Genomic DNA, 12,832 nt, shown 5'->3' on the forward strand with positions numbered 1-12,832 from the left:
CGGCGCCGGGCACCCCGTCCGCGGGTTCAGGCCCGGCCGGAGCGCCGCCGCACGACGAACAGCATGCCGAGGCCGAGCAGGAGCACCCCGCCGCCCAGGACGAGCGGCCCGATCAGGTCGACGCCGGTCGAGGCGATCGCTCCCGGCTTCGTTCCGGGCGTCGGTGCGGGTGACGACTCGTACGTGAAGCCGGCGGGCAGACTCGCCTCGCCGCACTCCTCGGTGCCGACGACCGTGACGTCGACGACGCCGGTACCGGCAGGAGCCACCGCGACGATCGTGCCGTCGTCGATCACCTCGAACGAGGTCGCCGGTGCGTCACCGAACAGCACCTCGGTCGCGTCGGTGAAGCACTGACCGGAGATGGTCACCTCTGTGCCGCCCGCCTCAGGTCCGTTCGGCGGATCGACGTCGTCGATCACCGTCGGCACGTAGGTGAACGCGAGTGCGTTGCTCTCGCTCCCGGGCGTCGTCACCACCACGTCGACCTCACCGGCCGTGTGGGCCGGGGTCTCGAAGGTGATCTCGGTGTCGCTCACCTGGGTGAACGGTACCGGCAGCCCGTCGACCGTCACCTCCGAGGCATCCCCCAGGTCGGTGCCCGTGATCGTGACGAGCGTGCCGCCCGCGGTCGGACCCTGCTCGGGCGTGAGGCTCGTCAGGCTCGGCACCGCGTAGTACGTGAACGGCAATGCGTTGCTCGGCCCACCCGCCGTGACGACGACCACGTTCACCTCGCCCGCCGCGTGCGCCGGGGTCTCGAACGTGATCTCCGTCGGGCTCACCTGCGTGAACGGCACCGACACCCCATCGACCGTCACCGCCGTCGCCCCACCGAGATCGGTACCCGTGATCGTCACCGGCGTACCACCGGCCACCGGACCCGCATCCGGATCGAGATCGGTCAGCACCGGCGCCGGCACGTACGTGAACGGCAGCGCATTGCTCTCACCGCCCGGCGTCGTCACCACGACGTCGACCGGGCCCGCCGCGTGCGACGGCGTCTGGAACGCAACCGTCGTGTCGTCCACCTGCGTGAACGGCACCGACACCCCATCGACCGTCAACTCAGTCGCACCGGCAAGGTTCGTCCCGGTCACCGTCACGAGCGTGCCACCCGCCGTCGGCCCCTCCTCCGGCGAGAGCGCCGTGAGCGTCGGCACGTCGTAGTACGTGAACGGCAACGCATTGCTCTCACCACCGGGAGTCGTGACGACGACATCGACCGGTCCCGCCGTGTGCGCGGGGGTCTCGAACGTGATCTCGGTCGGGCTCACCTGCGTGAACGGCACCGACACCCCGTCGACCGTCACCGCCGTCGCCCCGCCGAGATCGGTGCCCGTGATCGTCACCGGAGTACCGCCTGCGACCGGGCCCGCATCGGGGTCGAGCCCCGTGAGCAGCGGCGCCGGCACATAGGTGAACGCGAGCGGACCGCTCGCGCCGCCCGGCGTCGTCACGACCACGTCGACCGGGCCGGCCGCATGCGCCGGGGTCTCGAACGTGATCTCCGTATCGCTCACCTGCGTGAACGGCACCGACACTCCGTCGACCGTCACCTCAGCGGCATCCCCGAGATCGGTGCCCGTGATCGTCACCGGCGTACCGCCCGCGACCGGCCCCGCGTCGGGCGCCAGCGCCGTGAGCACCGGCGCGGCGACGTAGGTGAACGGCAGGGCGTTGCTCTCGCCGCCCGGGGTCGTCACGACGACGTCGACCTCGCCTGCGAGGTGGGCGGGCGTGACGAAGTCGATCTCCGTCGGGCCCACCTGCGTGAACGGCACCGACACCCCGTCGACCGTCACCTCGGTCGCCCCACCGAGATCGGTACCCGTGATCGTCACGGGCGTGCCGCCCGCGACCGGACCCGCGTCAGGATCGAGCGCGGCGAGCACCGGCGCCGGCACGTACGTGTAGGTGAGCGGGTCGCTCTCGCCGCCGGGTGTGGTGACGACCACGTCGACCTCGCCGGCGGCGTGGGGCGGAGTCGTGAACACGATCGTCGTGTCGCTCACCGGGGTGAATGCCACGGCGACGCCGTCGACCGTGAGCTCCGTGGCACCTGCGAGGTTCGTGCCCGTCACGGTCACGATCGTGCCGCCCACGGTCGGTCCCTCGTCGGGGTCGAGCGCGGCGAGCGTCGGCACCGCGTAGTACGTGAACGGCAGCGCGTTGCTCTCACCGCCGCCGGTCACCACGACGACGTCGACCTCCCCGGCCGCGTGCGCGGGAGTCTCGAACTCGATCTCCGTCGGGCTCACCTGGGTGAACGGCACCGACACCCCGTCGACCGTCACCTCCGTCGCGCCGCCGAGATCGGTACCCGTGATCGTCACCGGCGTGCCGCCCGCGATCGGCCCCGCGTCAGGGTCGAGCGCCGTGATGACCGGGCCGGGCAGGTAGGTGAAGACGAGCGGGTCGCTCGCACCACCCGGGGTCGTCACGACCACGTCGACGGGACCCGCCGCGTGCGGCGCCGTCGTGAACGTGATCTGCGTGTCGCTCACCTGGGTGAACGGCACCGATACCCCGTCGACCGTCACCTCCGTGGCACCGCCGAGCGCGCTGCCGGTGATCGTCACCAGCGTGCCGCCCGCCGCTGGGCCTTCGTCGGGCGTGAGGGTCGTGAGCACGGGCTCGTCGAAGTAGGTGAAGGGCAGCGCGTTGCTGTCGCCGCCGGCTGTCGTCACCACCACGTCGACCTCACCGGCCGCGTGGGCCGGGGTCTCGAACGTGATCTCCGTGTCGCTCACCTGGGTGAACGGCACCGACACCCCGTCGACGGTCACCTCCGAGGCATCCCCGAGGTCGGTGCCCGTGATCGTCACCGGAGTACCGCCCGCGACCGGGCCTTGGTCGGGCGCCAGCGCCGTCAGCACCGGCGCGGGGATGTACGTGAACGTCAGCGGATCGCTCGCGCCGCCCGGTGTCGTCACGACCACGTCGACCGGTCCGGCCGCGTGCGGCGGCGACGAGAACGTGATCTGCGTGGGGCTCACCTGGATGAACGGCACGGCGACGCCGTCGACCGAGACCTCGGTCGCGCCGCCGAGCGCAGTGCCGTCGATGGTCACGAGCGTGCCGCCTGCGGTGGGCCCTTCGTCGGGCGTGAGGCTGGCCAGGCTCGGCACCGCGTAGTACGTGAACGGGAGTGCGTTGCTGTCGCCGCCGGGCGTCGTCACGACCACGTCGACCGGGCCGGCGGCATGCGCCGGCGTCGTGAACGTGATCTCGGTCGGGCCCACCTGCGTGAACGGCACCGGCACCCCGTCGACCGTCACCTCGGTCGCGCCGCCGAGATCGGTGCCCGTGATCGTCACCGGAGTTCCGCCTGCGACCGGGCCCGCATCGGGGTCGAGCCCCGTGAGCAGCGGCGCCGGCACATAGGTGAACGCGAGTGGACCGCTCGCGCCGCCCGGCGTCGTGACGACCACGTCGACCGGGCCGGCCGCATGCGCCGGGGTCTCGAACGTGATCTCCGTATCGCTCACCTGCGTGAACGGCACCGACACCCCGTCGACCGTGAGCTCGGTCGCACCGCCGAGCGCCGTACCCGTGACGGTCACCGACGTGCCGCCCGCGGTCGGACCCTGCTCGGGCGTGAGGCTCGTCAGGCTCGGCACCGCGTAGTACGTGAACGGCAATGCGTTGCTCGGCCCACCCGCCGTGACGACGACCACGTTCACCTCGCCCGCCGCGTGCGCCGGGGTCTCGAACGTGATCTCCGTCGGGCTCACCTGCGTGAACGGCACCGACACCCCATCGACCGTCACCGCCGTCGCCCCACCGAGATCGGTACCCGTGATCGTCACCGGCGTACCACCGGCCACCGGACCCGCATCCGGATCGAGATCGGTCAGCACCGGCGCCGGCACGTACGTGAACGGCAGCGCATTGCTCTCACCGCCCGGCGTCGTCACCACGACGTCGACCGGGCCCGCCGCGTGCGACGGCGTCTGGAACGCAACCGTCGTGTCGTCCACCTGCGTGAACGGCACCGACACCCCATCGACCGTCAACTCAGTCGCACCGGCAAGGTTCGTCCCGGTCACCGTCACGAGCGTGCCACCCGCCGTCGGCCCCTCCTCCGGCGAGAGCGCCGTGAGCGTCGGCACGTCGTAGTACGTGAACGGCAACGCATTGCTCTCACCACCGGGAGTCGTGACGACGACATCGACCGGTCCCGCCGTGTGCGCGGGGGTCTCGAACGTGATCTCGGTCGGGCTCACCTGCGTGAACGGCACCGACACCCCGTCGACCGTCACCGCCGTCGCCCCGCCGAGATCGGTGCCCGTGATCGTCACCGGCGTACCGCCCGCGACCGGCCCCGCGTCGGGGTCGAGCCCCGTGATCGCGGGCACCGCGTAATACGTGAAGGGCAGCGCGTTGCTGTCCCCGCCTGGCGTCGTCACGACCACGTCGACCGGGCCGGCGGCATGCGCCGGCGTCGTGAATGTGATCTCGGTCGGGCCCACCTGCGTGAACGGCACCGACACCCCGTCGACCGTCACCGCCGTCGCCCCGCCGAGTGCCGTGCCGTCGATCGTCACCGGCGTGCCGCCCGCCGCTGGGCCCTCGTCGGGCGTGAGGGTCGTGAGCACGGGCTCGTCGAAGTACGTGAACGGCAGCGCATTGCTGTCGCCGCCCGGCGTCGTCACGACGACGTCCACGGGGCCCGCGGCGTGCGCGGGCGTCGAGAACGTGATCTGCGTGCCGCTCACCTGCGTGAACGGCACCGACACCCCGTCGACCGTCACTTCAGAGGCATCCCCAAGATCGGTGCCCGTGATCGTCACCGGAGTGCCACCCGCAACCGGGCCCGCTTCGGGATCGAGGTCGGTGAGCACCGGCGCAGGAATGTACGTGAACGTCAGCGGGCCGCTCTCGCCGCCGGCGGTCGTGACCGTCACGTCGACGGGGCCGGCAGCGTGCGCGGGCGTCGAGAACGTGATCTGCGTGTCGCTCACCTGCGTGAACGGCACCGAGACACCGTCGACCGAGACCTCGGTCGCCCCGGCCAGGTCGGTGCCGTCGATCGTCACGGGGGTGCCGCCTGCGGCCGGCCCTTCGTCGGGCGTCAGCGTCGTGAGGACCGGAGCGGGCACGTAGGTGAACGTGAGCGGAGCGCTCACGCCCGCCGCGGTCGTGACCGTCACCCCGACCGGGCCTTCGGCGTGCGGCGGAGTCGAGAAGGTGATCTGGGTCTCGCTCACCTGCGTGAAGGGCACCGAGACACCGTCGACGGTGACCGCGGTCGCACCGCCGAGCGCCGTGCCGTCGATCGTCACGAGCGTGCCGCCTGCGGTCGGACCCTCGTCGGGCGTGAGCGTCGTCAGCACCGGCGCCACGAGATTCGGTCCGACGAGGGCGCGAGCGAGGTTCAGCTCGAGGAGTTCGGGCACGATCGTCGTCGGCAGGAGGCTCAGGCGCAGGGCGGTCTCCTCGAAGACCTGGCCGGCGACGCCGGGCGACGGCTCCTGCACGTTCGCGAGCAGCGACACGACCGTGTTGAGGAGGAGCAGCGCAGGGTTCAACTCGTTGATGACGGGGTTCAGGACGTCGTCGGTCAGCGTGGTGAGGAAGGTTCCGAGCGCGCCGGTATCGGGGTCGATCACCGCGTCCACGATCGGGCCGAGGGTATCGAGGATGATCTCGTCGGTGAGTCCTCCGATCGGCAGGCCGCCGAGCGCGGTGATGCCGACCGTCGCCGTGCCGTCGGAGATCTGCAGGAGCGTTCCCGTCACCGTGACGTTGACGAGCGGGAGCGACAGCGGTGCCGGTCCGTTGATGTCGACGTCGATGGAGACGGCGGCGTTGTTCAGCGCGTTCGTGACCGCGAGATCGAGATCGGCGACGAGTCCGTCGACGAGTTCGGCGACCTGGCTCGTGACCTCGGTGAGCACCGCGCTCGAGAGCAGCTCGGTGCTCGGGTCGAGGTCATTGAGCCCTCCGACGAGTTGGTCGAGGTCGAGCGTGATCGTGCCGTTCTGCAGGTCGATGACGACGCCGCCGCCGGAGTCGAGCGGCATGTCGAGCACGGCGTCGACCGCGGCCTGCAGGTCGACGGTCACGGTCGCGGAGGCGTCTCCCAGGCCTCCGACCGCGAGGACGCTGCTGACGGCCGAGAGGACGCCCTCAACGAGCAGTCCATCGGGACCGGCGAGTGCGTCGACCTCTGCGTCGAGGTCGGCCACGGCTGCGTCGACCGTGCCGGTGATGCCCTCGACGACCGGGCTGTCCACGACGACCGTCGCGCTTGCGATCTCGTAGTCGCCGACGGGCGCACCGCCGGTGTTCGCCGCGGCGTTCGCGCTGATCGCGCCGAGCGTGACGTCGAGGTCGGAGATCGTCGTGGCGAACTCGGGGCCGAGCAGCTGGGCCAGGTCGAGGCTCATCGGGCCCGGCGCGACGCCGGGCGCGGGGGTGACCCCGGTGCCGATCGCACCCGAGTCCGAGATGAGCCCCGAGGCGCCGATCGACGATCCGTCGATCGCTGCGCTCGCGTACTGGCCGACGACGCCCGCCTCGGTGAAGTTCAGCGGCACCTGCACGCCGCCGCCGATGTCGATGCTCAGCACCGAGAGCGCCGAGAGGTCGAGGTTCGTCGAATTGGTCTCAGGGGTGACGCCGTCGCTGGAGGCCGTCTCGCCGTCGATGCCGGCGACAGCGCTCAGATCGACGAAATCGAGCAGCGTGCCCGAGAGGAACTGTCCTTCGGCGTACGACGTGTCCCCCGGTGCGGCTTGCGCGGAGATCGCACCGCCGCCCGCGGTGAGCGCGACGACCCCGACGGCGGCGAGCCATCGCAGGGCCCGGTGCCCTCGCGGGTCTTCGGCTCGGTGCGCTCCTCGGCGCCTCCGTTCGACGGTCGTACGGGCGCGCGCGACGAACATGTGACGTCCCCCCAGAGTCAGCGTGCGACGCCCCCCGCGCCGCATGGGCTCAACATATTGCGGCACGGCGCCACCCGATAGGGGAAGCGAGGAAAATCACCCCCGAACGGGGGTCAGGTCGAGCTCCGCAGCCCCCTGAACGACGTCAGGTACAGCGGCGACGATGCGAGCACGACGTAGAGGGCCGCACAGCCCGCGAGCGTCGGAACGAGGCCGAGCTGCTCGGCCGCGAGGCCGCCGAGGAACGCGCCGAGCGGCATCGTCGCGGCGACACCGGCCGTGGTCACCCCGAAGACGCGGGCGCGCATGCCGTCGGGGATGAGGCCGTACATCGCGGTCGAGATCATGGGGTTGATCGCGCCTGCGGCGAATCCGGAGAGCGCGAGCACCGGCAGCAGCACCGGCACCGGCGCGCCGAGCGCCATCGTGAGGTACGGCAGCGTGCCGGCCACCATGAAGCATGCGGCGAACATGAGCCGTCCAGAGAAGCGATGCCCGACCGCCCCGAAGACGATCGACCCGGTGAGGGCGCCTGCCGCGAAGCAGCCGACCATGAAGCCCAGCTGGGCCGGGTCGCCGAGCACCTGCGTCGCGTAGAGCGGCTTCAGCACGGTCATGCCGGCCGCGTCGATCGCGTTCGTGAGCGTGACGAGCAGCACGATCGAGCGCAGCAGCGGCGAGGATGCCACGAAGCGAAGACCCTCGACGAAGCCGCCGCGCTCGGAGCGAGTCGCGGCGGACTGCTCCTGCGCCCGCCCGTCGGTCGATTTGGTGCGGGCGGTGCGCGGGATGAAGCACGCCACGAGCAGGGCCGAGACGGCGAACCCGCCCGCGTCGACGACGAGCGCCGGCATCGGACCGAGGAAGGCGACGAGGGCGCCCGCCGTGCCCGCGCCGAGCATCACGGCCGTCCGCTGCACGGCCGCCTGTGCGCCGGCCGCGCGCTCGATCGGCCAGCGCGCGAGCGCCGCGAGGTCGGGCGTCATCGAGGTCTTGGCGGTGTCGCCGGGAGGGTCGAGGAGGCCGCCGAGGAATACGAGCGCGAGCATGACGCCGAAGGGCAGGCCGACGGTCGCATGCAGCAACGGGATCGCGAGCACGGTCACGGCGCTCGCGAGGTCGGCGACGATGCTCGACACCCGGTAGCCGAAGCGGTCGACGAGGACGCCGCCGAGGGCGCCGCCGATCACGAGCGGCACCGTGGAGAACACGCCGACGACCCCCGCGGCGAGCGGCGAGCCCGTCTCGGTGAGGGCGATGATCGGCAGCGCGACCAGGGCGATGGCGTTGCCCCCGAGCGAGAACAGCGCGGCGGCGAGATTCGCGAAGAGCGGGAGCCGCCGGGTCGCCGGTGGGTATCGAGGCGCGTCCTCCTGCGTCGGGAGATCCGCGACCCGCTCGAGGTCGATCTCGGCGCTCATTGCTCGGTCCTCGGGAACGTGTGGGTGATCCAGCGCACCGCTCGGGTGCCGGGGCGCGGCTCGCGCCCGACCGCCCACCACTTCTCGCGCACGGCGGCCAGGTCTGCGGTGAGCTCCCGGAACTCGTCGAGCGTGAGCTGCGCGCCCCCGTCGCTCGAGTCCGATGCGGCGATCCACTCGGGCTCGAGCGCGAATTCGGCGTCGAGCGCGTCGAGCAGCTCGCGATGGTACGCGTCGATGACCGTCCTGCGCATCGCCTCGGCGGCCTCTCGGCGGTCGGGATCGTCGAGGTACGACTCGGCGTTCAGGCTCGTCATCTCGTGCGCCGACCGCCACCAGCGCTCGCGGCCGTCGCGCTCGTGCTCGGGCGCGGGCTCGACGAAGCCGTACTTCGCGAGGGTCGACAGGTGGTAGCTGATCGACCCCGATGCCGCGCCCGTCGCCTCGGCGAGCATGCCGACCGAGTGCGGCCCGTGCATGCGCAGCAGGCCGAGGATGCGCAACCGCAGCGGGTGCGCCATGGCGCGCATGGCCCCTGCGTCGCGCAGGTCGATGGAGTTCTCGTGTTCGCTCACACCGCCATGGTAACTCTGCAATAGTTATTGCACAACAGTTGTTGCAGAGTTGCTCAGATCGCCTCGAGCGCCTGGCGGGCGATCTCGAGCTCCTCGTTCGTCGGCACGACGAGCACGGTGACGGGCGAGCCGTCGGTCGAGATCACGCGGGTCTGCCCCGAGCGCACCGAGTTCCGCTCGGCGTCGAGCTCGATGCCGAGCCGCTCGAGCCCGGCGAGCGCGGCGGCCCGAACGCGCACCGAGTTCTCGCCGACCCCGGCGGTGAACGAGATCACGTCGACACCGCCGAGCTGCGCGAGATAGGCCCCGATGTACGCCTTCAACCGGTGCGCGTACACGTCGAGCGCGAGCGCCGCGCGCTCGTCGCCCGCCCCGGCCGCTTCGACGAGGTCGCGCATGTCGGCGTGCCCGCCGAGCCCGAGGATGCCGCTGCGGCGGTTCAGCAGTTCATCGACGCCGTCGACGTCGAGCCCCGCGCGCCGCTGCAGGTGCAGGAGCACCGCAGGGTCGAGGTCACCCGACCGGGTGCCCATGACGAGCCCCTCGAGCGGCGTCATGCCCATGCTCGTGTCGACCGATCGACCGCCCTCGACCGCGCACGCCGACGCCCCGTTGCCGAGGTGCAGCACGATCTGGCGCAGCTCCTCGAGCGGCCGGCCGAGGAACTCCGCCGCGGCCCGTGAGACGTACCGGTGCGATGTGCCGTGGAACCCGTACCGCCGGATGCGGTGCTTGGCCGCCACGTCGCGGTCGATCGCGTACGTGTAGGCGGCCGGCGGCATCGTCTGGTGGAACGCCGTGTCGAACACCGCCACGTGCGGCACGTCGGGGAACGCCCGCTGCGCCGCCTCGATGCCCTCGAGGTTGGCCGGATTGTGCAGCGGCGCGAGGGTCGACAGCTCGTCGATGTTGATCTTCACGAGGTCGGTGATGACGGTCGGCTCGAAGAAGCGCGCACCGCCCTGCACCACCCGGTGCCCGACCGCGACCGGCGGGTTCGCCGCGAGCGGCGGCCCCGCCTCGGCGAACGCCTCGAGCATCACGTCGAAGGCCGCGAAGTGGTCGGGCACCTCGACGTCGCGTTCACGGGTGACGGATGCCTCGTCACCGCCCCCGCCGCCCCCGTCGGCGCCGTCGGCGCCGTCGGGCCCGTCCGTCGAGACGACGTGCTTCGCCCGCCCGCCGGGGCGCCCGATCCGCTCGACCAGCCCAGACGCGAGCGAGCGCCCGGAGCCGGCCTCGATCAACTGGTACTTCAGTGACGAGGAGCCCGAGTTGATGACGAGGACGACGCTCACGAGGCATCCGCCGCCTGGATCGCCGTGATGGCCACGGTGTTGACGATGTCCTGCACGAGTGCGCCGCGCGAGAGGTCGTTGATGGGCTTGCGCAGGCCCTGCAGCACGGGCCCGATCGCGACGGCGCCCGCCGACCGCTGCACCGCCTTGTAGGTGTTGTTGCCCGTGTTGAGGTCGGGGAAGACGAACACGGTGGCCCGGCCCGCGACATCCGACTGGGGCAGTTTCGTGCGCGCGACCGCCGCGTCGGCGGCCGCGTCGTACTGGATCGGCCCCTCGACCGCGAGCTCGGGGGCGCGCTCGCGAACGAGCTCGGTCGCGCGGCGCACCTTGTCGACGTCGGCGCCCTCGCCCGATTCCCCCGTCGAGTACGAGAGCATCGCGATGCGCGGCTCGATGCCGAACTGGGCGGCGGTCTGCGCCGACGAGATCGCGATGTCCGCGAGCTGCTCGGCCGTCGGGTCGGGCACGATCGCGCAGTCGCCGTAGACGAGCACCCGGTCGGCGAGCGCCATGAGGAACACGCTCGAGACGATGTCGACGCCCGGCTTCGTCTTGATGATCTCGAACGAGGGGCGGATCGTATGCGCGGTCGTGTGCGCCGCGCCCGACACCATGCCGTCGGCCATGCCGAGCTCGACCATCATCGTGCCGAAGTACGACACGTCCTGCACTCGCTCGCGCGCCTGCTCGAGCGTGACGCCCTTGTGCGCGCGCCGCTTCTGGTACTCCTCGGCGAAGCGCGTCACGTAGACGAAGTCGTGATTCGACAGCACCGCCGCGCGCGAGATGTCGAGGCCGAGCCCGATCGCGCGCGAGCGGACCTCGATCTCCTCGCCGAGGATCGTGAGGTCGGCCACGTCGCGGGCGAGCAGGGTCGCCGCAGCCCGCAGGATGCGGTCGTCGTAGCCCTCGGGCAGCACGATGTGCTTGCGCTCGCGGCGCGCCCGCTCGAGCAGGCCGTACTCGAACATGAGTGGCGTGACGACCTCGGGGCTCGCGATCTCGAGCCGGTCGAGCAGCGCCTCGGCATCGACGTGGTGCTCGAACAGTGACAGGGCCGTGTCGCGCTTGCGCTGCGACTCGGCGGCGAGCCGCCCGCGGGTGTGGGTGATCGCGAGGGCGGTCTCGTAGCTCGAGAGCTCGGTGCGGATGATCGGCAGCCCCGCCTTGAGGCCCTCGACGAGTCGCACGATGTGCTCGGAGAGGGGGAAGCCGCCGTTCAGCACGATGCCCGAGACCGACGGGAACGTCTGCGACGAGTGCGCCGTGAGCACTCCGAGCAGCACTTCACTGCGGTCGCCGGGCACGATCACGACCGAGCCCTCGATGAGCCGCGAGAGCACGTTCTCCATCGACATCGCCGCGATCACGACGCCGAGCGCCTCGCGGTCGAGCAGGTCGGGGTCGCCCGCGTAGAGCTCGCCGTCGACGGCCTGCATGATCGTGCGCATCGAGGGCGCGACGAGGAACTGGTCCTCGGGGATGGCCCAGACGGCGACCTGGGATGCCTCGCCGGCGACGACGCCGCCGGGCCGCGCGACCGCCACCGGGCCGAGCCCCGCCGCACGGACCGCGTCGACGATCTCGTCGAGCCGGTCGGGGTCGGCGCGATTGACCACGACGCCGAGGAGTGAGGCGTGCTCGCGCTCGAGCTCCTCGACGGCGAGCTCCGAGAGCTGGGCGAGCTCGTCGGGCGTGCGAGCGTCGCTGTCGCCGAGCCGCTCGCTGAGTGCACGCCCCTGGTACTCGCCGACACGTCCGCCGAGCACGAGCAGCACCGGGGTTGCGAGGTTGGCGGCGATGCGCGCGTTGTACGCGAGCTCGGTGGGGCTGCCGACATCGGTGTAGTCGGAGCCGATGATGACGACCGCGTCGCAGCGGCCCTCGACGGCCTTGAAGCGGCGCACGATCGTCGCGAGCGCCGCATCGGGATCGGCGTGCACCTCGTCGTACGAGACGCCGATCGCCTCGTCGTAGGTGAGCGGCACCACGCCGTCGTGGGCGAGCAGCAGCTCGAGCACGTAGTCGCGTTCGGCGGTCGATCGCGCGATGGGCCGGAACACGCCGACCTTCGCCGCGCGTCGGGTCAGCGTGTCGAGCGTGCCGAGCGCGACGGTGGACTTGCCGGTGTTGCCCTCGGCCGAGCAGATGTAGATGCTGTGCGCCACGCATCCAGCCTATTCGGCGGGCTCCTCGCCCTGCCGGGCGTTCGGCTGGAAGTACTCCGAGTGTTCGCACTCGTCGGGCACGCTGCCGACCGACGCCGCCTCGCGATAACCGCCACCCAGCAACACCGGGTCGCCGACCTCCGTGACGAGACCGTCGAACTCCACCTCGAGCCCGCCAGCGCGGTCCGCGACCCGCGCTTCGTCGGGCAGGACGATGCCCATGACGTCACCGCCCTCGGCGCGCGCCACGAGGCATCCGCTCTCGACGTCGATGCTGCCGACGAAGGCCGCCTGCTCCTCGATGTCGGAGCCGCCGACCCTCATGAGGACGGTCGTCGGGCCGACGGCGCGCGCCTCGATCGATGGGGCGGCGCACCCGGCGAGCGCGAGAATGCCGACCAGCGCGCCCGCGACGGCGCCACCCTCGACTCGGCCGAGTCCGGCCATCGCCCCCCTCGCGCCCCGTGCACGAGA

General features: G+C 71.7%; 6 protein-coding genes. All 6 read right to left on the minus strand.

The window, feature by feature from the left end; all coding sequences use genetic code 11:
* Positions 1 to 26: 26 nt before the first annotated feature.
* The 6 genes from ACWGPE_RS04390 to ACWGPE_RS04415 all read right to left on the minus strand — a co-directional run bounded on the left by ACWGPE_RS04390 (position 27) and on the right by ACWGPE_RS04415 (position 12,805).
* Entirely contained in the window at positions 27 to 6,893 is a 6,867-nt protein-coding gene (locus ACWGPE_RS04390) for an IPT/TIG domain-containing protein (protein WP_452048217.1), read from the minus strand.
* Positions 6,894 to 7,006: 113 nt separating this feature from the next.
* Positions 7,007 to 8,314 (minus strand): MFS transporter, encoded by a 1,308-nt coding sequence (locus ACWGPE_RS04395; protein WP_231431759.1) that lies wholly within the window; start codon positions 8,312 to 8,314, stop codon positions 7,007 to 7,009.
* Positions 8,311 to 8,889, minus strand: coding sequence for an ArsR/SmtB family transcription factor (locus ACWGPE_RS04400; RefSeq protein ID WP_231431760.1), 579 nt, complete (start codon positions 8,887 to 8,889; stop codon positions 8,311 to 8,313). Before ACWGPE_RS04400 ends, ACWGPE_RS04395 begins: the two co-directional genes overlap by 4 nt.
* Before the next feature lie 53 nt (positions 8,890 to 8,942).
* Positions 8,943 to 10,187 carry an acetate/propionate family kinase gene (locus ACWGPE_RS04405; protein ID WP_452048218.1) on the minus strand — a complete coding sequence of 415 codons (1,245 nt, stop codon included), beginning with the start codon at positions 10,185 to 10,187 and terminating at the stop codon, positions 8,943 to 8,945.
* Positions 10,184 to 12,358, minus strand: a complete 2,175-nt coding sequence (gene pta / locus ACWGPE_RS04410) for a phosphate acetyltransferase (RefSeq protein ID WP_452048219.1) — start codon at positions 12,356 to 12,358, stop codon at positions 10,184 to 10,186. The genes ACWGPE_RS04405 and pta overlap by 4 nt, the downstream gene beginning before the upstream one ends.
* A 9-nt stretch (positions 12,359 to 12,367) precedes the next feature.
* Positions 12,368 to 12,805: a hypothetical protein gene (locus ACWGPE_RS04415; protein WP_452048220.1), complete on the minus strand. Its 438-nt coding sequence runs from the start codon at positions 12,803 to 12,805 to the stop codon at positions 12,368 to 12,370.
* Positions 12,806 to 12,832: the final 27 nt, after the last annotated feature.

It is taken from the genome of Agromyces sp. NPDC055658 (assembly GCF_053618155.1).